General features: G+C 62.2%; 23 protein-coding genes and 1 tRNA gene. 16 read left to right on the top strand and 8 right to left on the bottom strand.

Annotated features, from left to right (window positions below):
* Nucleotide 1: 1 nt before the first annotated feature.
* From ACIQTW_RS13555 to ACIQTW_RS13535, 5 genes are all read right to left on the bottom strand, one after another.
* Nucleotides 2-658, bottom strand: a complete 657-nt coding sequence (locus ACIQTW_RS13555; protein ID WP_402937522.1) for a GntR family transcriptional regulator — start codon at nucleotides 656-658, stop codon at nucleotides 2-4.
* 69 nt (nucleotides 659-727) lie between these two features.
* Complete coding sequence (locus ACIQTW_RS13550) at nucleotides 728-1,813, bottom strand: class I SAM-dependent methyltransferase (protein ID WP_402937520.1); 1,086 nt, start codon at nucleotides 1,811-1,813, stop codon at nucleotides 728-730.
* A 134-nt stretch (nucleotides 1,814-1,947) separates the two neighbouring features.
* Entirely contained in the window at nucleotides 1,948-3,603 is a 1,656-nt protein-coding gene (locus ACIQTW_RS13545) for a LuxR C-terminal-related transcriptional regulator (protein WP_402937516.1), read from the bottom strand.
* Between the two features lie 57 nt (nucleotides 3,604-3,660).
* A complete protein-coding gene (locus ACIQTW_RS13540; protein ID WP_091466581.1) occupies nucleotides 3,661-4,374 on the bottom strand; it encodes a response regulator in 714 nt (237 codons plus the stop codon).
* On the bottom strand, nucleotides 4,371-6,017 hold the full coding sequence (locus ACIQTW_RS13535) for an ATP-binding protein (RefSeq protein ID WP_402937512.1): 1,647 nt from the start codon (nucleotides 6,015-6,017) through the stop codon (nucleotides 4,371-4,373). The genes ACIQTW_RS13540 and ACIQTW_RS13535 overlap by 4 nt, the downstream gene beginning before the upstream one ends.
* Nucleotides 6,018-6,156: 139 nt before the next feature.
* On the opposite strand from ACIQTW_RS13535, the gene ACIQTW_RS13530 reads away from it, so the two are divergent.
* From ACIQTW_RS13530 to ACIQTW_RS13485, 10 genes are all read left to right on the top strand, one after another.
* Nucleotides 6,157-7,503 (top strand): cation:dicarboxylate symporter family transporter, encoded by a 1,347-nt coding sequence (locus tag ACIQTW_RS13530; protein ID WP_402937509.1) that lies wholly within the window; start codon nucleotides 6,157-6,159, stop codon nucleotides 7,501-7,503.
* A 253-nt stretch (nucleotides 7,504-7,756) separates the two neighbouring features.
* Entirely contained in the window at nucleotides 7,757-8,656 is a 900-nt protein-coding gene (locus tag ACIQTW_RS13525; protein WP_011774377.1) for a ParA family protein, read from the top strand.
* Nucleotides 8,657-8,662: 6 nt separating this feature from the next.
* Complete coding sequence (locus tag ACIQTW_RS13520) at nucleotides 8,663-9,616, top strand: segregation and condensation protein A (RefSeq protein WP_402937506.1); 954 nt, start codon at nucleotides 8,663-8,665, stop codon at nucleotides 9,614-9,616.
* Nucleotides 9,617-9,623: 7 nt separating this feature from the next.
* Nucleotides 9,624-10,289, top strand: a complete 666-nt coding sequence (locus ACIQTW_RS13515; protein ID WP_402937503.1) for an SMC-Scp complex subunit ScpB — start codon at nucleotides 9,624-9,626, stop codon at nucleotides 10,287-10,289.
* A 151-nt stretch (nucleotides 10,290-10,440) separates the two neighbouring features.
* Nucleotides 10,441-11,652, top strand: coding sequence for a pseudouridine synthase (locus ACIQTW_RS13510; protein WP_017200807.1), 1,212 nt, complete (start codon nucleotides 10,441-10,443; stop codon nucleotides 11,650-11,652).
* 3 nt (nucleotides 11,653-11,655) lie between these two features.
* Nucleotides 11,656-12,762, top strand: coding sequence for a prephenate dehydrogenase (locus ACIQTW_RS13505; protein ID WP_402937500.1), 1,107 nt, complete (start codon nucleotides 11,656-11,658; stop codon nucleotides 12,760-12,762).
* A complete protein-coding gene (cmk, locus tag ACIQTW_RS13500) occupies nucleotides 12,762-13,475 on the top strand; it encodes a (d)CMP kinase (protein WP_402937497.1) in 714 nt (237 codons plus the stop codon). Before ACIQTW_RS13505 ends, cmk begins: the two co-directional genes overlap by 1 nt.
* Nucleotides 13,476-13,503: 28 nt before the next feature.
* Entirely contained in the window at nucleotides 13,504-14,199 is a 696-nt protein-coding gene (locus ACIQTW_RS13495) for a lysophospholipid acyltransferase family protein (RefSeq protein ID WP_402937597.1), read from the top strand.
* Nucleotides 14,200-14,209: 10 nt separating this feature from the next.
* Nucleotides 14,210-15,760 carry a ribosome biogenesis GTPase Der gene (gene der / locus ACIQTW_RS13490; RefSeq protein WP_402937495.1) on the top strand — a complete coding sequence of 517 codons (1,551 nt, stop codon included), beginning with the start codon at nucleotides 14,210-14,212 and terminating at the stop codon, nucleotides 15,758-15,760.
* A 141-nt stretch (nucleotides 15,761-15,901) separates the two neighbouring features.
* Nucleotides 15,902-15,978 (top strand) — tRNA-Pro (locus tag ACIQTW_RS13485).
* Between the two features lie 127 nt (nucleotides 15,979-16,105).
* Here the strand turns inward: ACIQTW_RS13485 and ACIQTW_RS13480 are convergent.
* Nucleotides 16,106-16,552 carry a MarR family winged helix-turn-helix transcriptional regulator gene (locus tag ACIQTW_RS13480; RefSeq protein WP_402937492.1) on the bottom strand — a complete coding sequence of 149 codons (447 nt, stop codon included), beginning with the start codon at nucleotides 16,550-16,552 and terminating at the stop codon, nucleotides 16,106-16,108.
* Between the two features lie 172 nt (nucleotides 16,553-16,724).
* Between ACIQTW_RS13480 and ACIQTW_RS13475 the strand changes: the two genes are divergently transcribed.
* Nucleotides 16,725-17,933, top strand: coding sequence for an MFS transporter (locus tag ACIQTW_RS13475; protein ID WP_402937489.1), 1,209 nt, complete (start codon nucleotides 16,725-16,727; stop codon nucleotides 17,931-17,933).
* A 72-nt stretch (nucleotides 17,934-18,005) separates the two neighbouring features.
* Here ACIQTW_RS13475 and ACIQTW_RS13470 read toward each other — a convergent pair whose 3' ends face one another.
* Nucleotides 18,006-18,587 carry a hypothetical protein gene (locus tag ACIQTW_RS13470; protein WP_402937487.1) on the bottom strand — a complete coding sequence of 194 codons (582 nt, stop codon included), beginning with the start codon at nucleotides 18,585-18,587 and terminating at the stop codon, nucleotides 18,006-18,008.
* A 116-nt stretch (nucleotides 18,588-18,703) separates the two neighbouring features.
* Between ACIQTW_RS13470 and gcvH the strand changes: the two genes are divergently transcribed.
* The 5 genes from gcvH to ACIQTW_RS13445 all read left to right on the top strand — a co-directional run bounded on the left by gcvH (nucleotide 18,704) and on the right by ACIQTW_RS13445 (nucleotide 21,774).
* Nucleotides 18,704-19,090 (top strand): glycine cleavage system protein GcvH, encoded by a 387-nt coding sequence (gcvH, locus tag ACIQTW_RS13465; protein ID WP_017200815.1) that lies wholly within the window; start codon nucleotides 18,704-18,706, stop codon nucleotides 19,088-19,090.
* 138 nt (nucleotides 19,091-19,228) lie between these two features.
* Complete coding sequence (locus tag ACIQTW_RS13460) at nucleotides 19,229-19,705, top strand: FHA domain-containing protein (protein WP_011774388.1); 477 nt, start codon at nucleotides 19,229-19,231, stop codon at nucleotides 19,703-19,705.
* Nucleotides 19,706-19,725: 20 nt separating this feature from the next.
* Nucleotides 19,726-20,442 carry a MerR family transcriptional regulator gene (locus ACIQTW_RS13455; RefSeq protein ID WP_402937483.1) on the top strand — a complete coding sequence of 239 codons (717 nt, stop codon included), beginning with the start codon at nucleotides 19,726-19,728 and terminating at the stop codon, nucleotides 20,440-20,442.
* Nucleotides 20,442-20,945: a bifunctional nuclease family protein gene (locus ACIQTW_RS13450; RefSeq protein WP_017200817.1), complete on the top strand. Its 504-nt coding sequence runs from the start codon at nucleotides 20,442-20,444 to the stop codon at nucleotides 20,943-20,945. The genes ACIQTW_RS13455 and ACIQTW_RS13450 overlap by 1 nt, the downstream gene beginning before the upstream one ends.
* 235 nt (nucleotides 20,946-21,180) lie before the next feature.
* Nucleotides 21,181-21,774: a MerR family transcriptional regulator gene (locus ACIQTW_RS13445; RefSeq protein ID WP_017200818.1), complete on the top strand. Its 594-nt coding sequence runs from the start codon at nucleotides 21,181-21,183 to the stop codon at nucleotides 21,772-21,774.
* 83 nt (nucleotides 21,775-21,857) lie between these two features.
* Here ACIQTW_RS13445 and ACIQTW_RS13440 read toward each other — a convergent pair whose 3' ends face one another.
* The gene (locus tag ACIQTW_RS13440; RefSeq protein WP_402937480.1) at nucleotides 21,858-22,667 is read right to left on the bottom strand and encodes a ParA family protein; all 810 of its coding nucleotides are present in this window, start codon (nucleotides 22,665-22,667) and stop codon (nucleotides 21,858-21,860) included.
* Between the last annotated feature and the right edge of the window lie 297 nt (nucleotides 22,668-22,964).

Genomic DNA, 22,964 nt, shown 5'->3' with positions numbered 1-22,964 from the left:
TCTAGGCAGGGTGTTTCAGGGCAGTAGCGTGGGTGGCTTTGACGTGGGTGAGGCTGCGGTGCAGGTGGAGTGTGGTGGCCGCTTCGGCCAGCCGCGGGTTGCCCGCGGCGATGGCCTCTGCAATCGCGGCATGTTCTGCGGCTGCTGCGTGGAGCCGGGCGGAGTCGTCGGCTGCAAGGCGGCGGACGCGGACCAGATGGACGCGCAGGCTCCGCATGGCGTTGGCCAGGTAGGAGTTCGAGACCGCGGCATCAATGGCGTCATCCAACCGGCTCACCAAGGCGTAATACTCGTGCCGTGCCGGATCAGTCTCGCGAAGCAGTTCAGGGGCCAACAACAGTTGGGCATGCAACTCGGCGAAAACACCCGGGTCCCCGCGTTCGGCAGCCAAGGCGGCGGCCCTGATTTCAAGGGTTTCGCGCAGTTCGAACAGTTCGTCGATGCTGTCCAGCGAGATATCGGTGACGACGACGCCGCGGCCGCCTGCCGCCGTCGTCAATCCCTCAGCGGTGAGCCGGCTCAGAGCCTCCCGGACGGGCGTCCGGGACACTCCGAGGCGTTCGGACTGCTCCACTTCCGCGAGGACCGTTCCCGGTCGCAGGCGCCATTCAATGATGTCTTCCCGTAGGGCTGAGTAGGCCCGATCACTGGCACGCATGCCCCCAGTGTATACAGAAATCCCTGATTGCGGCACAAAACAGAGAGAATATTCCTTCAATGTATACATTCATGCGTGGGCGAGGAAGTACGCGTTGAACGGGTCCTCCTCTACTTCCTTCACCTCCACGCTCCGGAAACCCGCTTCGCGAAGCATCTCCGTTGCCCGCTCCTTCCCCCATACCGTGCCCAGGCCATCGCCGCCTTGCCCCAAGGAAACAGCCATGCAGTGGAATGTGGAAATGGTGTACAGGAAGGCGGCCCACGGGAGCTCCAAGTTCTCCTCCAGCCGGCTTGAAGCATTGATGTCCACCATCAGGAAGGTGCCGCCTGGCTTGAGGGCAGCACGGATGTTCTTCAGAACCTCCGCTGGGTGGGCTTGATCGTGGATGGCATCAAACGCTGACACCAAGTCGAACGCCTCGGCGATGTCCAGCCGGCTCACATCCTGAAGCTCGAAGCGGACATTCGAAAGTCCCAAGGCCGAGGCCTCGGCGGCGGCGGTTGCCAATGCCTCGGCGGAGAAGTCATAGCCGGTAAAAGTGCTGGCAGGGAAGGTGGAACCCAGCAGGTTCAAAGCATGACCTTCGCCGCATCCGATGTCGGCGACGGAGATGCCGCTGCGCAGTGCTTCCACGCAATCTGTCAGGGGAAGGATTGTCTCCACGAGTGCTGCATCGTTCACCGCAGCGCTTTCAGAAGCCATGATGTGATGAAACCGCGGGTAGTCCTCGTAGCTTGTTCCGCCTCCCGTCCGGAACGCATGGACGATCTTCGGGGCCACCTCTCCCATTAGCGGCACGTACTGCAGTGTTCGCGCGAAATTTTCGGTACCTGCACCTGTTACCACAGGAACGAATTCCGGGCGCAGGAGATAAGTTCCGCTGACCGGTTGGTAGTCCACGAAACCAGCCGAGGTCATGCCGCCCAGCCATTCCCTGACGTAGCGCTCATTGAGGCCTGATGCATCGGCAATAAGGCGGCCAGAGGCTGGAGGGAGGGCCGACAACGTCTCGAAAAGGCCAGTTTGGTGGCCCACAACCACCAAGAGGGCGATGGAAGAATCGTTGAGGATTCCGATCAATCGGCCAGTAGCCTGTTGGACGGCTTCCGCCGCCGTGGATGCTTCCCGTTGCTCAGCCTGGGTGCTGTTCATCGCTGGTCCTTACTGATGCGGTGGCCGGCCTATCCGGCCCGTTGCCCGTAGTTTCAAGGTATGGCCGCGGAGCCTTCCAGCGCGTCCGCGAAAACCTGCATCTTTTGGCGCACCATGGGTCAAAACATGCAGGCTCAAGTCCGGGGGTGTTCTGCTATTCCGTGATGACGAGCCCAAGCAGCCGCAGCGGTCCTGGAGTTAACGCCGATCTTGGTGAAGATGTTCGCCAGATGGCGGCTGGCTGTTTTCTCGGAGATAGTGAGGGTCTGAGCTATATGCCTGTTGCTTGAGCCGGCCAACACGCAGCCCAGTACTTCCATTTCCCTGGCTGTCAGCCCACCCAGGGCAGGACCAACATTTGGCAAGGAGAACGGTGCAGCTCCAAGCTGCTTACGGATGGCGGCAGCGGTGGCGCGCTCCGCATCGGCCGCACCGGTCTCGCCCAGCGCCGCCCGGACTGACGATATTCGCTCATGGATCCGTGCCAGCTCATAGCGTAAATGCTGGAAACGGTAGCCCTGCGCTGCCGTTTCGAACTCGGGCAGCGACTGGAGCCAGCGGCCTTGGGCCATCAACAAAGTGCCCCTGGCATGATGTGCCCAGGCAATCAATCCCGCTGTCCCGTAGTAAGCAGCAGTTCCTTCCAGTTCACTGCAATACACCTCAGCACTATCAGCGTCCCGTGGTGCAAGCAACTCCACGAGCGGCAGCAGCAACCAGGCCCGTCCAAGGCGCCCGCGGTCTGCCAACGCGGCGCAGAGATCCGTGAGCGCTTCCTCGTCCTTTCCGGCATCAGCAAGCAGCAAGGCCGAGCCGGGCTGCGCATCTACGCCGAGTCCACGCGCCATGGCATAAGCGGCCGCGGCGCCGGACCTGTTTCCCTGTCTCCGGCGAATGTCTCCCAGTTCGTAGAAACAGTCGGCCGCAATCCAAGCGTGGGCATTCCGAAGACGCTCGCCGAGGCGCGCCAATTCCTCCTCTGCCTGCTTCCAGCCACCTTCGGCACTGATCAGCTGCAGTTCGTGGACCCGGACGATCCCTGAGTACATGAAGGACGTAGACAAGTTGGCGCACCACGCGGCCAAGGCGTCAGTCCACCACCTCATGCGGGAGTAGTCGGCCAGCTCGTAGCAGAGGTGGATGACGGAGCAGTAGATGTCGCCACCCCACTCCGCCGATACCTGGCCGGCCATCACGGGAAGCAGTGCTTGGTCCAGGTCCTCAAAGCCGCGGGCTGCCTGGCCGCTCCGGACGGCGGCGAGACCCGACAGCATGAACGCGAAACTCTCCAGCTCGGGAGCTTTCTGCCTACGGTTCATGGCGGTCAGCTGGAGGGAAGCGGCAAGGGCAGAGTCCGCATCACCTTCGAGGTAGATTGCGTCGTTGCCCTCCAGATACAGCAAGTATCCGTGCTCCGGAGACTCGGGAAGCCTGTCCAATAATCGTCGCGCCCGGTTCAGCCATGCCGATGACACGGCGATGTTCCCGCGGACGCCCCACTGCAAGGACAAGGTCAGCGCAGCCTTGGCGGCGGCCTGGAACTGTCTACCGGCGACCAATCCGCGAAATACTTCCTCGGATAGTGCCATGGAACCCTGAACGTCGCCGAGCCACCATTTGGAGCGCGCCAGGATTTCCAGGTCCTCGAGGCTCAGCGGAGATTCTTCACCGGCACTTTCCATGGTCCGACGCGCAGCGTCCCAGTGTCCACGGGCAAATGCCTCGCGGGCTTCCATCAGCTGCGGTAGCGCTGGTGATTCTGGTTGTCTGAGCGGCGGTTGTGCGGACATGGGCTCTCCATGGGTCGCCACCAGCTTACTGCGGAGGCGCAGGGAACGGGAGGATCCCTAGGCCCGGTTCCAGCCGTACTCGTTCTCCGGGCGGCCAGGGGTGCCGTACCGCGGTGCCCTGGTGACCGTTCCGGCGTCGGCGAGGTATTCCAGATAGCGGCGGGCGGTGACGCGGGACATCCCCAGCGCGTCCATGACTTCACTTGCGGACACCGGCCGCTGCCCCGCCCTCACCAAGTCCTTCACTGACTCCAGCGTTGACCCGGAGAGTCCCTTTGGCAGCGGCAGTTCCGTGGGCGCACGAAGACTCGCGAACGCCTGGTCAACGTCACTCTGCGAGGCCCCTGCTTTGGAAATGCCGGACATCGAGCCCGCCAGCTGTTCGCGGAAGGTCCGGTAGCTGCTGAGCTTGTCGGCAAAAGTGGCGTACGTGAACGGCTTGATGAGGTACTGCACGACGCCGATGGACACGGCGCTGCGGACAATGTTCAGTTCACGGACCGCAGTGATGGCGATGATGTCGGCAAAGACCCCGGCGGAACGCATGCGCCGGGCGACGTCCAGGCCGTGAAGGTCAGGGAGGTTCATGTCCAGCAGGACGAGGTCCACGGGGGAACCGGACGCCGCAAATTCGCCCAGGATGCGCAACGCCGACTGGCCATCGGGTGCCGTCCCCACCAAGGTGAAGCCGTCCAACCGGCCAATGTAGACAGAGTGGGCGTCCGAGGCTATGGGCTCGTCCTCCACCACCAGGACACGGATCTCTGTCATGCCTTCTCTTCCTCGGTATCCGGCGCGGGGAGCAAGACATGGAACTGTGCTCCGCCGGGATTGCTGATGGTCATCGTACCGTTGAGCCGCTCCACAGCCTGACGCACCAAGGCCAGGCCAACGCCCCGGCCATGGGCACCTTGCGGGTTTCCTTCCGGGGACTTCGTGCTGAAGCCGTACTGCAGGACGTCATCGATGGAGCCCGGATTGATGCCGCTGCCGGAGTCCCGCACCGTAAATTCGACGGCGGCAGGCCCGGCTTCTACGTCCAGCTCCACCTTCCGGGGAAAGTCGCCGGCAGCGGCAGCGTCAATCGCGTTGTCCAGCAGGTTCCCGAGGATAGTTACCAGGTCCTGGATCTCAAGGCCGCGCACGCCGGAGCTGCCTGATGTCCGGACCACCAGTTCCACGCCGCGTTCGTGGGCTTCCGCGGCCTTTCCCATCACCAGGGCGCTCATGACGGGCTCATCCACGGAGGCCACCATGTCATCGGTGAGTTGCTGGCTGAGCTCAAGGTCCTTGGTGGCAAAGTCCAAGGCCTGGGGAGTACGGCCCAGCTCCAGAAGGGAAACGATCATATGGAGCCGGTTCGCATGCTCATGTGTCTGGGCGCGCAGGGCATCGGAGAGGGTCTTCATCGTCTGGAGCTCCGTGCCCAGGGACTCGATCTCGGTACGGTCGCGGATAGTGGCCACCGTGCCGTAGACGGCGGGTTTCTGCCGGCTCCGCTCAGGCACCGGCCCGACCGCCGGAGCTTGATTGACCACCAGGATCCGGGAACCGGTCAGGTGGATTTCGTCATGTGCGGGCCTTCCCGATTCAAACAGCGCCCGCAGGCTGCCATCGAACGGAAGATCGGCGAGTTTCGGGGCATCGTCAGGGGACCGGTCGGCGTCGGACGGCTGCAGGCCCAGAAGCTCTGCGGCTTGGTCGTTGTACATCACCGCCTTGCCGTGTGTGTCAATCAGGATCACGCCTTCGCGGACGGAGTGGAGGACGGACTCGTAGTACGCGAACAGTTGTGCAAGTTGCTCGGGCCCCCAGCCGCGGGTAACTGATCGAAGGTATCTTCCAAGCAGCCACGACGCGAAGGAACCGAAGACCAACACCACCAAGGCAATTCCGCCGATCACTCCCAGCCTCTCGGCAACGTCGGTGTCCACGGTGCGGACCGTGATGCCGGCAGCCACCAGGGCTTTGACGCTTCCGCCGGCGTCCTTGACGGGAGCGATGGTTCGGACCGAGGGACCCAAGGTTCCAGCAGTAACTTCGGTGAAGGTTTCACCGCCGAGGGCTGGCTCTATGGTCCCTATGTAGGGCTTACCCAGTTCCTCGGTCCGGGGGTGGGTCCAGCGTGTCCTGTCCGGAGCCATGATGGTGATGAAATCAGCATCGGCGTCGTCCATGACTTCCCGCGCATAGGGCTGGAGGATGGCTGAGGGATCAGTCATGGAAGAGGCTTCCAGGACAAGGGGATTGTTGGCCAGGGATGTGGCGATCGCCTGCATTCTTCCGCCGGCTTCGTCATAGGCCCTGTCCCTGGCTTCCACCACGGAGAACGCGCCGAAGACCGCCGTCAGCACCAGGACGAATAACAGATTCGCCACGAACAAGCGGCGGGCGATGCTCCAGCTGTGAAACACGTGGGCCTCCCATGACCAATATGACCGCAACGGTGATGTGTGTCACCTGCGGCTCAATGATGGATATCACACAAGGGCAGCGGATTGGACATCAGTGCAGGACCGCGGCGCCTTACACAGTATCCAGAAGGAGAATCCCATGACCTCTCAACGAGGAGAGTCGGCAGTAGCCGCCAAAGGTGGACGCAAGGGGCTCGACAAGTCGCATTACCTGTACATCGCGGTCATCCTGGCCGTAGTGCTCGGCGCCGTGGTCGGCCTGATGTTCCCCGAGGTCGGCAAGTCCCTCAAGCCGCTCGGCGACGGCTTCATCAAGCTCATCAAGATGATGATTGCCCCGGTCATCTTCTGCACCATCGTCCTGGGCATCGGCTCTATTGCCAAGGCCGCAACCGTTGGCAAGGTGGGGGGACTCGCCCTGGGCTACTTCGTGGCAATGTCCACGTTTGCCCTCGCCATCGGCTTGGTGGTGGGCAACCTGATCCACCCGGGCGAGGGGCTCAAGCTGACCCCGTACGACCCCACCAAGAAGGCCGATACCAACAGCACAGTGGACTTCCTCCTGGGAATCATCCCCGGCGACATCCCGGTCCTGCCCACCCTTCTAGCCGCCATCCTGGTCGGTTTTGCACTTCAGAAGATGGGGAAACAGGGTGCACCCATCCTCACCGCCATCGGTCACGGACAGCGCCTCGTGTTCCGCATCCTCATCATGATCATGTGGCTGGCCCCGGTTGGAGCGTTCGGCGCCATCGCCGCCGTCGTTGGTGCCACCGGCGCGCAGGCGATCCTCAGCATGTTCACCCTGATGCTTGCTTTCTACGTAACCTGCGCCCTGTTCATCGTGGTTATCCTCGGTACGCTGCTCCGCGCAGTGGCAGGCGTGAACATCTTCAAGCTCATGAAGTACTTGGCCCGCGAATACCTCCTGATCTTCTCCACCTCTTCCTCCGAGGCAGCCTTGCCCCGCCTGATCGCCAAGATGGAGCACCTGGGTGTCTCCAAGCCGGTTGTCGGCGTCACCGTCCCCACGGGCTACTCCTTCAACCTCGACGGCACGGCGATCTACCTGACCATGGCATCGCTCTTCGTGGCCAACGCCATGGGCACACCGTTGGATCTCGGTGCCCAGATCTCCCTGCTGGTCTTCATGATCATCGCTTCCAAGGGCGCTGCAGGCGTTACGGGTGCCGGACTTGCCACCCTTGCTGCCGGTCTCCAGGCACACAAGCCGGAGCTCTTGGGTGGCGTAGGCATGATCGTTGGAATCGACCGCTTCATGTCCGAGGCCCGCGCCTTGACCAACTTCACCGGCAACGCAGTTGCCACAGTCCTCATCGGCACCTGGGTGAAGGAAATCGACAACGGCCAGGTGGAGCGTGTCCTCTCCGGTAGTGAGCCCTTCGACGAGCAGACCATGATCGCCCACGGCGGCGAAGAAGAGGCCGCACCCGAGGTGGAAAACCGCGAAAAGGCCACCGTCTAACAGGATCAGCTCCAACGCAGTACGGTAGCGCGAAGGCCGGCACCCCACCAGGTGCCGGCCTTCGCTGTTCCCTTCAGCCGGATGCGATCATCCGGTCAACCTTCGACCTCAACCAGAGGGTCAAGGCTCAGGAATCGACCAATGTCAAGTTCCCCAAATAACCGTGTCGGGCGCTGTAGCCTAAAGGGGTAGCAGCGCTGTCGCCGGGGGCGCAGCGGCAGGGAAGATCGTCGTCGAAAGAGTGGTTAGATACGTGAGCATCGAACGGGGAACAGCTACGCTGGAAGGCACCGAGCTCGATCTGGAAGACGCCATCATGGGGCCCACGGGCCGTCCTCACCGCGAATTCCCGGAACCCGCTCCACTGGCCTCCCACGGACCGGCGAGAGTCATTGCCATGGTCAATCAAAAGGGTGGCGTGGGTAAAACCACCTCCACGATCAACCTGGCGGCTGCGCTCGCAGAGTATGGCCGGCGTGTGCTGTTGGTGGACTTTGACCCCCAAGGGGCGCTTTCCGCCGGCCTCGGGGCAAACCCGCACGAGCTCGACCTCACCGTCTACAACGTGCTGATGGACCGCAAAGTAAACATCCGTGATGCCATCCAGCAGACCGGTGTTGAGGGTGTTGACCTCTTGCCCGCCAACATTGATCTATCCGCTGCCGAAGTCCAGCTCGTCAACGAGGTAGCCCGCGAGCAGGTCCTGGACCGCGCGCTTAAGAGCGTTGAGGACGATTACGACGTCGTACTGATCGACTGCCAGCCGTCGTTGGGCCTGCTGACAGTAAACGCGTTGACTGCAGCCCACGGCGTCATCATCCCGCTGATCTGTGAATTCTTCGCCTTGCGCGCCGTCGCACTCCTGGTGGAAACCATCGAGAAAGTACAGGACCGCCTCAACCCGCGCCTGCAGGTGGACGGCGTCCTGGCCACCATGTACGACGCCCGCACCCTGCACAGCCGCGAGGTCATCTCGCGCTTGGTGGAGGCATTCGGGGACAAGGTCTTCGAGACGGTCATCAAGCGTTCCATCAAGTTTGCAGATGCCACCGTGGCCGCGGAACCCATCACCAGCTACGCCGGAAACCACATCGGCGCCGACGCTTACCGCCGTCTTGCCAAGGAACTGATTTCGCGCGGCGGCGCGCCCTAGCGGACGGTGGGACCGTCATTCGCCCCCACCGCTGAAGCGGACCTGGCGTCGCCTGCTCAAACGGAGGCGCCTGTTCAAACCGATACGCCTGCTCAAACCGATACGCCTGTTCAAACGGATAAGCCCGACGCCGGTACCTCCGAAGCCCGTAAGGCCGGCTTTGAGGTACGGCTCGCTAACTTCACGGGCCCCTTTGATCTTTTGCTCGGCCTCATTTCCAAGCACAAGCTGGATATCACCGAGGTGGCGTTGGCCACGGTCACCGATGAATTCATCAAGTACATCAGGCGCCTTCAGCAGTTGGGGGAGGACTGGGCGCTGGATGAAGCCAGCGAGTTCCTGGTGATAGCTGCAACGCTGCTGGATTTGAAGGCGGCGCGCCTCCTGCCTGCCGGGGAGGTGGAGGACGCTGAGGATATCGCTCTCCTGGAGGCGAGGGACCTGCTGTTCGCCCGTCTGCTCCAGTACAAGGCTTTCAAGGAGATCGCCGGGATCCTGGGCGGGACACTGGAACAGGAAGGCCGTAGGTACCCGCGGCAGGTTGCGCTGGAAGGGCATTTCGCCGCGCTGCTTCCAGAGCTCGTATGGCGGCACACGCCGGAGCAGTTCGCGGAACTTGCCGCCAAAGCACTGAAACCCAAGGATTCCGCTCCTGCCGAGGTGGGCTTGGACCATCTCCATGCTCCGCCGGTGAGCGTCAAGGAACAAGCCGAAATCATGGGCTACCGCTTGAAGCTGGGCGCGCCGCTGTCCTTCCAGGCGCTGATTGCCGACGCCGAAACTACTTTGGTGGTGGTGGCACGTTTCCTGGCGTTGCTGGAGATGTTCCGCGACCGCGTGGTCGCGTTCGAACAGCCTGGGCCGTTGGCTGAGCTGACCGTTCGGTGGACAGGTGATGACGCCGGCTGGGACAGTTCCAGCCTGAGCGAGGAGTACGAATCAGGAACAGAAACAGATTGAAGCGGGGATGGCGCCAGTGAGTGAGCAGGAAGCAGTCAAGGACGGCTTGGCTGAACTGGAAGCCCTGCCCGGCGGTGCACGGGCAGCGCTGGAGGCGGTCCTTATGGTCATTGATGAGCCGGCCACCTCGGAAGAGCTGGCCGCCGGACTCAACGTGACGGTCGCCGTCGTCGAGGATTTGCTGCAGGACCTGCAGCGGGAGTATAGCGGCTATACTGTTAAAGCCCCGGACGTGGATGCTGTCGGCTTTGCCGCTGCCAGTACTGCACCCCGGGGTTTTGAATTGCGGAACGTCGCCGGCGGGTGGCGGATCTACTCACGGTCGGAATTTGCTGACATCGTGGGCAGGTTCGTCCTCGAGGGCCAGACCACCAGGCTTACTCAGGCAGCGCTTGAGACCCTGGCGGTAATTGCTTACCGGCAACCGGTCTCCAGGGCTCGGGTGTCCGCCATTCGCGGCGTCAACGTCGATTCCGTAGTCCGGACGCTTACCCAGAGGGGTTTGATCGAGGACTCCGGAAACGATCCCGAATCGGGAGCAGTCCTTTACCGGACAACCTCGTACTTCCTGGAACGGATGGGCATCGGCTCGGTGGCTGAATTGCCACAGCTTTCGCCGCACCTTCCGGGTTTGGAAGGGATCGACGAGTACTACGACGCAAGCCGGATGTAGCTACGGCCCACATCGGCACTGCAGCAAAACTTCATACTGATTCACGGCACCTGACCAGGTGCACAGCGACAAGGGGCAGACGATGTCTGCCCGGCTGGCTAGTGTTGATTTCAACACCAAATTGCCGGCCATTACTACACAAGGACGGGTCATGACACAGGCGGGACGCCAGAGTTCACCACGTAACGGTTCGGGACGCAACAGCTCCGGACGCAATGAGGCCAAGGGCGGCACCGGCCGCTCCAACGCCGGCGGCTTCTCGGGCCGCGGCGGCAGCGCCGGCGCTGGAAAGCGCAACTTCACCCAGGGCGAAGGACGCCCCTTCAAGGCATCGAAGCCGCGCGAAGCGGCCCCTTTCGATCCTGACAACCCCACAACTGCGGGCGATTACGATCGCGGCCAGGCAGCCAGGCCCGCGAAGCCCTTCCGCAAGCCAGGCTCCAACAAGCCCGGCTTCGGCAAAGCCCCGGGCACTCCGGGGGCCCTGAAGCCCAAGGCGAAGCCTGCGCGGCAGTACGGCTCCAAAGCCTTCGGCAGCGAACGCTTCGGCCAGAACCTGGGCCCCATCCGGAAGCCGGGTCGCAACCGCGGTCCGCGCCAGGAAGTCCCGCAGTCCGATCTTCACGATGTTGACGGCGTTCGCCTGCAGAAGGTCATGGCACAGGCTGGCGTGGCCTCACGCCGTGTGTGCGAGGAAATGATCCTCGAAGGACGCGTCGAAGTTGATGGCGTGGTTACCACCGAACTTGGTATGCGAGTGGACCCAACGTCCGCCGTGATCCACGTCGATGGCATCCGGATCCAGCTGGACGAAACCCTTGTCTACATGGTGTTCAACAAGCCCAAGGGCGTCGTTTCCACCATGGAGGACCCCGAGGGCCGTCCCTGCATCAGCGACTTCCTCAAGAACAATAAGAACAAGGGCGAACGCCTGTTCCACGTCGGCCGCCTCGATGTCGCCACTGAGGGACTGCTGCTGCTGACAAACGACGGCGAACTCGCCAACCGCTTGACGCACCCTTCGTATGAGGTACCCAAGACGTACCTGGTCCAGGTGCGTGGCCCGTTCCCGCAAGGCGTGGGCGCAAAGCTGAAGAACGGCGTCGAGCTTGAAGACGGCGTAGCTGCGGTGGATTCCTTCCGCTTGGTGGACTCCACTCCGGGCCACGTCCTGATCGAGGTTGTCCTGCACTCGGGCAAGAACCGCATCGTGCGCCGCATGTTCGACGCCGTCGGGTTCCCGGTGGAGCGTCTTGTCCGCGTGAAGGTGGGTCCCATTGGCTTGGGCGACCAGCGCCAGGGCAGCATCCGTAACTTGGGCAGGCAGGAAGTCGGACACCTCCTGGCATCGGTGGGACTCTAGGGCATGTCGGCATTCGGTACGCACGGCCGGGGCCATCTTGATGGCCCGGTCGTCGTCCTCGGTACAGGCTTGCTTGGCGCCAGCATCGGCCTGGGCTTGCGTGGGCGCGGGGTCCCGGTTTTCCTTTTCGATCCGTCGCCCACCAACCAGGCGGTTGCGGTGGATATCGGTGCGGGACGTCCGTTGGGGGAGTTGGATGAAGATCCCCAATTGGTAGTTGTCGCGGCTCCGCCGGATGTTACTGCAGACGTCGTGCAGAAGGCACTGGCGGACTACCCGTCCGCTGTGGTGGTCGATATTGCCAGCGTTAAAGCCGCCATCCAGGCGCAACTGCGGGAACGCGGCGTGGACCTTGCCCGCTATGTGGGTACCCATCCCATGGCAGGCAGGGAGAAATCCGGCCCGGTTGCCGCCAGGGGAGAGCTTTTCACCTCCATGCCCTGGGTGATTTGCCCTTCCGAAGAAACGTCGGATGCTGCACTTCAGGCTGCACGTTCGCTTGCGGGGGATCTGGGAGCGATCGTTTCCCAGTTCACTGCGGACGAGCACGATGAAGCCGTGGCGTTGGTGTCGCATCTGCCGCAGATCATGTCTTCCCTTCTGGCGAGCCGTCTGCAAGGCACGCCGCTGCATGCCCTCTCCTTGGCAGGCAACGGACTCCGGGACACTACCCGCATTGCAGCCAGCGATCCTACCCTCTGGGTACAGATCCTGGGCGGCAACGCGGAGAAGGTGGTGTCCATCCTGCACGGTGTGCGCGAGGACCTGAACCGATTGATCGGTACCTTGGAAGAACCGCTCGCTCCCGGTGCGCGGCTTGACCTTGCCCAGCTGATCAGCGAGGGGAACGCAGGGCAGGCCCGGATTCCTGGCAAGCACGGCGGACCTCCTCAGGCGTACTCATGGCTCACCATCCTGGTGGATGACAAGCCTGGCCAGATCGCGCACCTCCTCACGGAGATCGGCGAGATCGGGGTGAACCTTGAAGACCTTCGGCTCGACCATTCGTCGGGACAGAACGTGGGCATGGTGGAGCTTTCCGTGCTTCCGAGCAAGCATGACCTCCTTGTTGAAGCTTTGACTGACCGTGGATGGCGGGTACTTCAGTAATGACGCGTGAATTTTTTGGCCCGGAAACAGTTGCCCGTCCCGGCAAGCCGCTCGTGATCGCAATCGACGGCCCTTCAGGGTCCGGCAAGTCCAGCGTCAGCAAGGAACTTGCCCGACGTTTGAAACTGGCGTACCTGGATACCGGTGCGATGTACCGGGCGCTGACGTGGTACTGCCTCAAGACCGGTGTTGACCTCCAGGATGGCGCTGCGGTGGAACAGGCTTCCAAAGTCATGCCGCTGGAGATCAGTACCACTACTGCCACGGAGTATGTGGCCGTTGACGGCACGGACATCACGGACGAAATCCGGGATCCTTTGATCTCCTCGTCGGTCAGTGCTGTCGCCACTACACTCGGTGCCCGCACCGAGCTGATCCGTCGCCAGCGTGAGCTGATCGATCAGCACCACCGCCGCATGGTGGTGGAGGGACGCGACATCACCACCGTCGTCGTCCCCAATGCTGAGGTCCGAATGCTGTTGACCGCCAGCGAGGAAGCCAGGATGCGACGCCGTGGGATCCAGTTGGGCGGCACGCAGACGAAAGAACAGCTCAAGGCCCAGGTAATCCAGCGTGACGCCAAGGACTCAACGGTAGTGAATTTCACCCAAGCGGCCGACGGCGTGGTGACACTCGACTCTTCGGAACTGAACTTTGAGGAAACCGTGCAGACCGCCTTGGCAATCGTGAGCAAGGTTATCTATGGTGACTGAGAATCAGCTCCCCCCTGTAGGGAGCAAGATGTGGAGCCGGCCGGTTGGTTGGTTCCTGGATCACGTCATCTACAGGACCAGCGTGGCGGGCAAAAGCAATGTTCCCGCTGCCGGACCCGTGATATTTGCTGCGAACCACATCAGCTTCCTTGATGGGCCTGTGATGTTCGGTGCATCGCCGCGCCCCATGCATATCCTCGTTAAGAAAGAGATGTTTAAGGGCTTTCCGGGTGCTGTCCTGAGGGGATCCGGACAGATACCTGTGGACCGCGCCGGTGACCGTACCGCCCTGCATGTCGGCAAGAAACTGCTCGACGCCGGTCGTTGCGTAGGGATTCTTCCCGAAGGAACGCGGGGGAGCGGCTCGGCCGAAAGCATCAGTAACGGAGTTGCCTGGCTCGCCCTCAACTCGGGAGCTACCGTCATCCCCGTGGCCATCCTGGGAACCCGCCAAGGTGATGAGCATCGAGACCATATCCCCAAACCCCGCCGTAAGCTCCATGTCAGCTTCGGCGAACCCATCACGGTGAAGCGCCGGAAGGGCGAACCCGGGCGTGTTTCAATGGACAGGGCGGCTGCGGAGATCCGTGAAGCCCTGGCCGAACACGTCCAGGACGCCATCCGGGCTACAGGCCAGGGCCTTCCCCTGGAACCTGCGCCCGGCGAAACCACTTCGCAGCACCGCCATACAGCAGTAGCCGGGACGCCGGCAGACCACCACTAAGGAAAGTGCAATGAGCGATACGACTCAAAAATCCGGCCTCCACGGAGCCGGCGACGACGAATACACGCCCACCGGCACCGACCAGGTGGCGGAAAACCTGGCGGCCCTGGACGACGACGAGGCCGAGCTCCGCGCGGCCACCCTCCGGGCCGGCCTGGACGATTACGAACTCGACGAAGAAGATGCTGCGCTGCTCAGCGGCGAATACGGCGATGAAGGCGAAGAAGGTCCCCTCAAGCTGGATCCGGTTTTGGCCATCATCGGTCGCCCGAACGTTGGCAAGTCCACACTGGTTAACCGCATCCTTGGCCGCCGCGAAGCCGTTGTTGAGGACACCCCGGGCGTTACCCGCGACCGTGTCATGTACTCGGCGCGCTGGAACGGCCGCAACTTCACGCTGGTGGACACCGGTGGTTGGGAGCACGACGCCAAGGGCATCCACGCCCGCGTAGCCGAGCAGGCCGAAATGGCCGTTGAGCTTGCTGACGCCGTGCTTTTCGTCGTTGACTCTGCCGTTGGCGCGACCGCCACTGATGAGGGCGTCATGAAGATGCTCCGCAAGAGCAAGAAGCCGGTCATTATGGTGGCCAACAAGGTGGACGACTTCGCACAGGAGGCCGATTCCGCTGCACTGTGGGGATTGGGCTTCGGCCAGCCGTATCCGGTTTCGGCCCTGCACGGCCGTGGTGTTGCCGACCTCCTGGACCACGTCATGGACACCCTGCCCGAGTACTCCTTGGTGGACGGTGTGGAGCGTTCCGGCGGTCCCCGCCGTATCGCCCTGATCGGCCGCCCGAACGTTGGTAAGTCTTCCCTGCTGAACAAGCTCGCAGGCTCCGAGCGCGTTGTGGTGGATCCGCTGGCCGGCACCACCCGCGACCCCGTTGACGAATTCATCGAGCTTGGCGACCGCACGTGGCGCTTCGTGGACACCGCAGGTATCCGCCGCCGCCAGCACATGGCACAGGGCGCCGACTTCTACGCTTCCCTGCGTACGCAGGCCGCCCTCGAAAAGGCGGAGGTCGCCGTCGTGCTTCTTGCCGTCGACGAGGTCCTCAGCGAGCAGGACGTCCGTATCCTGCAGTTGGCCATTGAGTCCGGCCGTGCGCTGGTGCTTGCGTTCAACAAGTGGGACCTGCTGGACGACGAACGCCGCCGTTACCTGGAGCGTGAAATCGAGCAGGACCTGGCCCACGTGGAGTGGGCTCCCCGCGTCAACATCTCGGCCAAGACCGGCTGGCACAAGGACCGTCTGGTCCCTGCGCTGGATATCGCGCTGGAGAGCTGGGACCGCCGTATCCCCACCGGACGCCTCAACGCGTTCCTTGGCGAGCTCGTCGCGGCGCACCCGCACCCGGTCCGTGGCGGAAAGCAGTCGCGCATCCTCTTCGGCACCCAGGCATCCAGCCGCCCGCCGAAGTTCGTGCTGTTCACCACCGGTTTCCTGGACCCCGGATACCGACGCTTCATCACACGTCGCCTCCGCGAAACGTTCGGCTTCGAGGGCACACCCATCGAGGTCAACATGCGCGTCCGCGAGAAGCGTGGCAAGAAGCGCTAAGTGAGACGGGCATCACAGCGCACTTTGGCTGTGATGGCGTCTCCGACCTCCAACTTCGTGTAAGCTTTTGGAGGTGGTTCGGCCGGACTGCTTAGGTGGGACTCTTCGGAGGAAAACTTAGGCGGAGAACGGTAGAACCAGCGGGCTGTAGCGCAGCTTGGTAGCGCACTTGACTGGGGGTCAAGGGGTCGCAGGTTCAAATCCTGTCAGCCCGACCATAAAGGCCGGAATCACGTGGAAACACGGTGATTCCGGCCTTTGGTCGTTAACGTATGGTTTGGTCCCGGTCTTATTCGGATCACCCTGCGCTGAACGCCGGGAAATTCAAACAAGACCGGGATCGGGCTAGACCTTCTGCAGCGCGCCGAGCGCCCTCACAAGCGGTTCCAGCTCCGGGACAGACTCTGCCGCCTCAAGAGCCGAGGCAAGGGTCTGGTCGTGCACAGGTTTGGCCGCCTCGAGGAGCTTCTGTCCGGGCACTGTCAGTTCGGTGTAAATGCCGCGGCGGTCGTCGGCGCAAAGGATGCGTGTGAGTAGCCCCCTGTCCTCAAGGCGATTGACCAGACGGGTGGTAGCACTGCTGGACAGGGCGGTGGCGCGTGCCAGCTGCTGCATCCGCATGTGCCAGCCGTCCTGGCGACTCAGGGCATCCAGCACCGTGTACTCCACCACCGAAAGCTCGCTGGAGGCCTGGAGAGCTTTCTCCAGCTCTGCCTCGATGCTTCCGTGCAGGGCGGCAAGGGTTCGCCAGCCCTGTGCCCTTACTTCTACGGCGTCATCCTTGATGCCCATGTCTGCTGTGCTCCTGCCTTGATGTCGTGTAACCCAGGACGCACTAAAAGTAGTTGCTTGCGCAAGTAACTAGCGTGTGCAACTATATATAGAGCGTCTGCAACTAATATTCTACGGTTCCCGATGACGCACTTCCACTTCTGGTCGGAACCAAACTTTAAAGGAGCTCCATATGCCCGCAGGGTTGATTGCCCTTGCCCTCGGAGGATTCGGTATTGGACTGACCGAATTCGTCATCATGGGCCTCTTGCCGGAAGTTGCCGCCGACTTCCAGGTCAGTGAGGCTTCGGCAGGCTGGTTCATCTCCGGCTATGCCCTCAGCGTTACCGTTGGTGCACTTCTGGTGACGGCGGCAGTCACCAGGCTGCCGCGAAAGCCGGTCCTCATCGGCTTGCTTGTATTGTTCATCGCCGGCAACTTCCTGTCCGCAATAGCAGACAGCTACGCGGCCATGATGATCGGCCGCGTCATCGCTGCACTCTGCCATGGCGGGTTCTTCGGCATCGGTTCCGTAGTTGCCGCGAGCCTGGTGCCGGCACACAAGAAGGCCGGGGCCATCGCCATCATGTTCACCGGCCTCACTGCGGCCAACGTGCTGGGTGTTCCCTTTGGAACGCTGCTGGGCCAGAACTTCGGTTGGCGCTCTACTTTCTGGGCGATCACCGCCATCGGCGTCGTGGCGCTGATCGGCATTGCCCTGATGGTCCCCAAAGCCAGCACGGAACCAACCAAGGGTCTCCGCAGCGAGTTGGGCGCGTTCAAGTCCGGTCAGGTGTGGCTCTCCGTCATTGTGACCATCCTCGGATTCGGCGGAATGTTCGGCGCCTTCACCTATATTGCCTTCACTCTCACCGAGGTGTCCGGATTCGAGTCCGGCGCCGTGCCGTGGCTCCTGGTGCTCTTCGGAGGCGGCCTGTTTGTTGGCAACTTCCTCGGCGGCAAGGCCGCCGACAAAGCTTTGGACAAGTCCCTCGTCGTCATCCTTGCCGGACTCGTGGCGGTGCTGGTCTTCTTCGCCCTCACCGCTTCCAGCAGCATCGCCACTTTGGTGTCGCTGGCGCTCATGGGTGGCTTCGGATTTGCCACCGTACCGGGCCTCCAGATGCGCGTGATGCACTTTGCCTCTACGGCACCAACGCTCGCATCCGGTGCGAACATCGGCGCGTTCAACCTTGGCAACGCGCTCGGGGCCTGGCTCGGCGGCGTTACCATCACCGCCGGCCTCGGCTACACCTCGCCCATCTGGGCTGGAGCCGGAATTACGGTTGCCGCACTGCTGGTCATGCTGGCGGCCGCGGCAGCAGCAAAGCGTAGGGGAGTGGCGGCGCCTGTTGTAACTCCCGACGTCGAACGCGAACCGCGTGAGGCCACCGTCGCCTGACGCCGGACTGTAAGCAGGGCCGCAAAACGACGAAAGCCCGCCATGGACATGCCATGGCGGGCTTTCGTCGTCCTAGGCGTTGGGAGTGATGTCCTGCGCTTGTGTTTCGGCATTCTTCGCAGACTTGACGCGTTGGTTCTCTGCTTGCCTGAGCACTTTCATTTGCTTGCCCCTACGGCGCCACAGTGCCCAGAGAATTGTGACTGCAATGAAGACCACCACGGCGGCAACAGCGGAAATGGCTGTCCAGGTTGTGAAGAATCCGGCATCCACGCTCAAGGTCCGTTGGCCGGCGTGGGCTGACTCCGTGCTGCCGAAGGCGATTCCGGCGGTGAGCAGGTTGGGCGTCGCGATGGCGACGGCCACCAGGACAATAGCGATTTTCCATGGCCAGGACACCGCTTTGCGGGTGGCTTGCCATGCTACGAGCAGCGGAACGAACGTGAAGACGAAGCCGTAGAACATTCCCACCAGCACGCTGGCTCCAAGGTCGCGCCGGATCTGTCCGGCGATGACATCGGACCACCAGCGGGGAAGGATGGCCCCGAGGATGAAGTAGGCGGCCACAGCGACAAGTACTGCCACCAGGATCAGGATTATTTTTACGCCCCAATTGCGCTTTTTCTGAGCTGGTACTTGTGCTTGTTCGGTCATGGGTCAATCATGGCAGAGACCCCATGAGGTGCAGGGGAAATGTGCCTATACTTTCAGCGGTGGCCATCAGCAAGGCCGCCGTCGAGGTTCGTAAATGTCCCGATGAAAGGCCACCAGTGAGCAATATTCCGGAAGAACTTTCCTACACCGCCGAACACGAATGGGTTACCGCTCCAGATGCCGATGGCGTAGTGCGCATTGGCATCACCGACTTTGCGCAGGACGCCTTGGGTGACGTTGTCTACGCCCAGATGCCTGAACCGGGGACGAAAGTCACCGGCAATGAAGTTGTCGGTGAAGTGGAGTCCACTAAAAGTGTCAGTGATATCTACGCTCCGGTGACCGGTGAAGTCACCAATCGAAATGATGCCCTGGACACTGATCCGGCCCTCATTAACTCGGACCCGTACGGCGAGGGATGGTTAATTGAAGTAAAGCTTGCAGAAGCTGATGCAGTGGATTCCCTGCTCAGTGCATCGGAGTACGAACAACAGGTAGGCTAAAGTTATCTGGCCCGTCAGGCCGCTTTCCCATAACGGGGAAAGCGGGACGGCGGGCCAGCAACCGATTTGCCCGGCGGTACCGGGAGGCGGAAGTGGCCGGCAGGGTTTGGAACTGCCGGCGGATGAGGAGGAAATTCCATGGTTGGCGGCGAACAGAATCAAGCCAATGTCGGGAACGGCGCGGAGGAACAGCCGACGTCGGAGACCACCTCGATCAGCATCACGCCAACGTGGGACGAGCCCAGCATTGCCCCCAAGTTGGCTCCTGAAGAGCGTGCATCCGTAGACGCACTTCCGCCGAACTCAGCATTGCTCATTGCGCACAGTGGGCCCAACGCCGGCGCTCGTTTCCTGCTGGATGCGGACACCACCACGGCTGGGCGGCACCCGGATGCCGACATCTTCCTGGATGATGTCACGGTTTCCCGCAAGCATGTTCAGTTCATCCGGACGGCGTCCGGTTTTGAGCTGGTGGACATGGGGAGCCTTAACGGAACGTACGTCAACCACGACCGTGTGGACCGCGTGCAGCTGAAGAGCGGCAACGAGGTACAGATCGGCAAGTTCCGGTTGACCTACTACCTGAGCCCTGTTCGCGCAGCAGGCCAAGTCTGACGGGGTATCTGCCTGTGGCTATGGCCCAGCAGGACCGCCGCGGACCGCAGGTCCTGAATATCGGGGAAGTCCTTGCCCAGCTGAGCGACGACTTTCCCGGTATGACGGCGTCCAAGATTCGTTTCCTGGAGGAAAAGGGCCTCATTAACCCCAAGAGGACTCCTGCGGGTTACCGGCAGTACTCGGACGGTGATGTTGAGCGGCTCCGTTTCGTCCTGGCCCTTCAGCGTGATCAGTACCTGCCGCTGAAGGTCATTAAGGATTATCTCGATGCCATCGACCGCGGTGAGAGGCCGGAAAATCTCCCTCCGGGTGTTACCGTTTCGCCCAGGGTGGTCTCGGCGGAAATGGCAGCGGAAGTGCAAGGGCGGGCCCGTGCCCTCACCGAGGAGCAGTTGCGCGCCGAGTCGGGTGCCAGTTTGCCCTTGCTTGAATCCCTCCTGAGCTTTGGACTGATCACCCACGTGGGCGGCAAGTTCGACGAACACGCACTTCAGGTAGCCCGGGCCTGTGTCCAACTGGAAGGACACGGCCTCGAGCCACGCCACCTTCGGCCCTTCCAGGCTGCGGCTGAGCGGGAGTTCGGCTTGGTGGAACGCGCTGTTGCGCCGCTGACGTCGCGGCGGGACGCTGCCTCGCAGGCTCGTGCCGCCGAGGCTGCCCGTGAGATCAGCGATCTCTGCCTCACCCTGCACAGGGCCTTGGTGCACGACCGTATCTCCCGGATGGACAGCTGATGATCGAAGTCGAAATCGTCGGTGTCCGGATTGAACTGCCGTCCAACCAGCCGCTGGTACTCCTGCGGGAGATCAATGGTGAACGGCATGTTCCGATCTGGATCGGCACGCCTGAAGCCAGTGCCATCGCGTTGGCGCAGCAGGGCGTTGTCCCACCGCGGCCTATGACGCATGATCTCTTGGTTGATGTTGTCGAATCCTTGGGCCATTCCATCATCAGCGTGAACATTGTGGCTGTGGAAGACAACATCTTCTACGGGCAGCTGCAGTTCGACGACGGCACGGTGGTTAGTTCAAGGGCTTCGGATGCCTTGGCCTTGGCGTTGAGAGCAAAATGCCGTATCTGGTGCGCCGATGCGGTCATGGAAGAAGCCGGTGTCCGCATCACCGAGCATGATGAAGGTGAAGACTCGGAGCCGGATCCCGCAGTGGACGAAGAGCGCGAGATGCGTCGCTTCCGCGAGTTCCTGGACGACGTGGAACCGGAAGATTTCGAAGGCTGAGTCACCCTAAGCCTAAAGTGGAGGGTGAAACTTTCGACACGACGGGATTTCGGAGCGAAGGTCTTTGACCTCGGCGCCTCACGGGCCTAACGTCGAAGTTATCAAGTTCCCGTTGCATACACTGCCCACGCAAGTCACACTGGAAGGTGCGGACTTGCGGGAATTACACTGCTGCATTTCGCCGTTGTATCAGAGTATGCACCGTCCCCAAGGGAACTGAGAACAAGGAGGTCACGTGAGTCCGAAAGGCGAAGCAGGCGAGCTGAAGCAGTCCTCTGCCGGCATTGCTGCGCCCGCATCCGGCGCCCAAGGTTTGCTCTTCACGGAGGACCTTCCCGTGCTGGACGAGGACGCGGGCTACCGCGGTCCCACCGCATGCAAAGCTGCAGGCATCACCTACCGCCAGCTCGACTACTGGGCACGTACCGGCCTGGTCGAGCCTGCTGTCCGTGGCGCTGCGGGCTCCGGTTCCCAGCGTCTTTACGGCTTCCGGGACATCCTCGTACTGAAAGTAGTCAAGCGTCTCCTTGATACCGGCGTCTCCCTCCAGCAGATCCGCAGTGCAGTGGAACACCTTCGCGAGCGGGGCGTCGAGGACCTGGCGCAGATCACGCTGATGAGCGACGGTGCGAGCGTCTACGAATGTACATCCGCGGACGAGGTCATCGACCTCGTACAGGGCGGGCAGGGCGTCTTCGGCATCGCCGTGGGGCGCGTATGGCGGGAAGTTGAGGGAAGCCTGGCCGCGCTTCCGAGCGAGCATGCCGCTGAGCAGTCCTTTCCCGACGACGAACTGAGCAAGCGGCGCGTCGCACGCCGAATCGGTTAAACACCGGACCACTGAATTCAGCCAAAAGAAGGCCTCGTCCCTGTGGGGACGAGGCCTTCTTCTTGTGTAGCGTGCGGAGGCGCTTAGCGCTGTCGGCGGTCGCGCGTCGAGGATTGTCCAGCCAAGAGGCTTCCGAGGAGGGCATCAAAGAGTTTGGCAGCGTTCTTGGCAGAGTCTCCGGGCCAGTGGTGCACCGAGTGTGCTGCACCTTGGATCTGCTGCCAATTGGCCTGCTCCGGAATGTGGGGCGTCAGGAGCAGTTCGCCGAACATTGATTCCATTTCCGCCAAGCGGAAGGTGTGTTCCGCCGAACCGGTGCGCACCCGGTTAGCCACGATTCCTGCCGGGGCCAGGTTGGGAGCGAACTCCTGCCGGAACAATTGAATGGCCCGCATGGTGCGTTCGGTACCGGCCACCGAGAAGAGCCCGGGCTCTGCAACGAGGACTACGCGATCGCTTGCGCTCCAAGCCATGCGCGTCAGACCGTTGAGGGACGGAGGGCAATCGACCAGGACGAGTTCGTAGTTAGTGGTGCCTGCCAGGACGGCTGACAGCCTGCGAAGGTCGCGTCGGCCCAGATCCGGCCGATCATAGATTCCGGTGAAGGCCGAACCCACTGCGACGTCCAAGGTGCCGTTGCTGGATCCGTTGGAAACCCAGGAGCTGCCGGCCACATTGCCGGCGAGGTTGGCTTTTCGGGGGCTTTTCAGCATTCGGCCGATGTCGAGTTGCCCGCCCGGCTGAACGCCAAGTGCCGTGGTGGCGTCGGCGTGTGGATCGAGGTCCACTACCAACGTGGGAATACCGGCTGCGAGGGCCGCGGACGCCAGACCGGTGGTCACGGACGTCTTTCCCACTCCACCCTTGAGGCTGCTGATGCTGACTACTTGCACTTGAAAACCCAAAACCTAACGCCGGTTGCCGTATCGCGCTGATTCGCTCCGGAAGCGCCGGAGCCGGGGCTTGCCGAAGCCCCCTGAACATCATATGGTGCATCGCGGTCGAATCCCGCTTTCTACGCGCCAGGCCGCTGGGGGATAACGGGGGGCAATAGCATGCGGCCGGATCGCGCGCACGCATATACAGCCCAGATGACGATTCCTTTGTGATGGTTGCCACAAAGATTTGTGTTTGATGCTGGCGGCACTACACACTGTGACCACCGACCGATCCACCCGCAATGATGCAGG

The organism is Paenarthrobacter sp. NPDC090517 (genome assembly GCF_044769165.1).
Classification (GTDB): Bacteria; Actinomycetota; Actinomycetes; order Actinomycetales; family Micrococcaceae; genus Arthrobacter.
The sequence above is the reverse complement of the archived record's forward strand: the minus strand, read 5'-3'. Positions and strand labels throughout refer to the sequence as shown.

Excerpts from the sequence above, each read along its gene's own strand:
- ACIQTW_RS13515 (WP_402937503.1), top strand. The coding sequence starts at position 9,624 with ATGGCGCCAGTGAGTGAGCAGGAAGCAGTCAAGGACGGCTTGGCTGAA.
- ACIQTW_RS13495 (WP_402937597.1), top strand. The coding sequence starts at position 13,504 with ATGTGGAGCCGGCCGGTTGGTTGGTTCCTGGATCACGTCATCTACAGG.
- cmk (WP_402937497.1), top strand. The coding sequence starts at position 12,762 with ATGACGCGTGAATTTTTTGGCCCGGAAACAGTTGCCCGTCCCGGCAAG.
- ACIQTW_RS13540 (WP_091466581.1), bottom strand. The coding sequence starts at position 4,374 with ATGACAGAGATCCGTGTCCTGGTGGTGGAGGACGAGCCCATAGCCTCG.
- ACIQTW_RS13550 (WP_402937520.1), bottom strand. The coding sequence starts at position 1,813 with ATGAACAGCACCCAGGCTGAGCAACGGGAAGCATCCACGGCGGCGGAA.
- ACIQTW_RS13545 (WP_402937516.1), bottom strand. The coding sequence starts at position 3,603 with ATGTCCGCACAACCGCCGCTCAGACAACCAGAATCACCAGCGCTACCG.
- ACIQTW_RS13480 (WP_402937492.1), bottom strand. The coding sequence starts at position 16,552 with ATGGGCATCAAGGATGACGCCGTAGAAGTAAGGGCACAGGGCTGGCGA.
- ACIQTW_RS13450 (WP_017200817.1), top strand. The coding sequence starts at position 20,442 with ATGATCGAAGTCGAAATCGTCGGTGTCCGGATTGAACTGCCGTCCAAC.
- ACIQTW_RS13505 (WP_402937500.1), top strand. The coding sequence starts at position 11,656 with ATGTCGGCATTCGGTACGCACGGCCGGGGCCATCTTGATGGCCCGGTC.
- ACIQTW_RS13510 (WP_017200807.1), top strand. The coding sequence starts at position 10,441 with ATGACACAGGCGGGACGCCAGAGTTCACCACGTAACGGTTCGGGACGC.
- ACIQTW_RS13530 (WP_402937509.1), top strand. The coding sequence starts at position 6,157 with ATGACCTCTCAACGAGGAGAGTCGGCAGTAGCCGCCAAAGGTGGACGC.
- ACIQTW_RS13475 (WP_402937489.1), top strand. The coding sequence starts at position 16,725 with ATGCCCGCAGGGTTGATTGCCCTTGCCCTCGGAGGATTCGGTATTGGA.
- ACIQTW_RS13455 (WP_402937483.1), top strand. The coding sequence starts at position 19,726 with ATGGCCCAGCAGGACCGCCGCGGACCGCAGGTCCTGAATATCGGGGAA.
- ACIQTW_RS13555 (WP_402937522.1), bottom strand. The coding sequence starts at position 658 with ATGCGTGCCAGTGATCGGGCCTACTCAGCCCTACGGGAAGACATCATT.
- der (WP_402937495.1), top strand. The coding sequence starts at position 14,210 with ATGAGCGATACGACTCAAAAATCCGGCCTCCACGGAGCCGGCGACGAC.
- ACIQTW_RS13470 (WP_402937487.1), bottom strand. The coding sequence starts at position 18,587 with ATGACCGAACAAGCACAAGTACCAGCTCAGAAAAAGCGCAATTGGGGC.
- ACIQTW_RS13460 (WP_011774388.1), top strand. The coding sequence starts at position 19,229 with ATGGTTGGCGGCGAACAGAATCAAGCCAATGTCGGGAACGGCGCGGAG.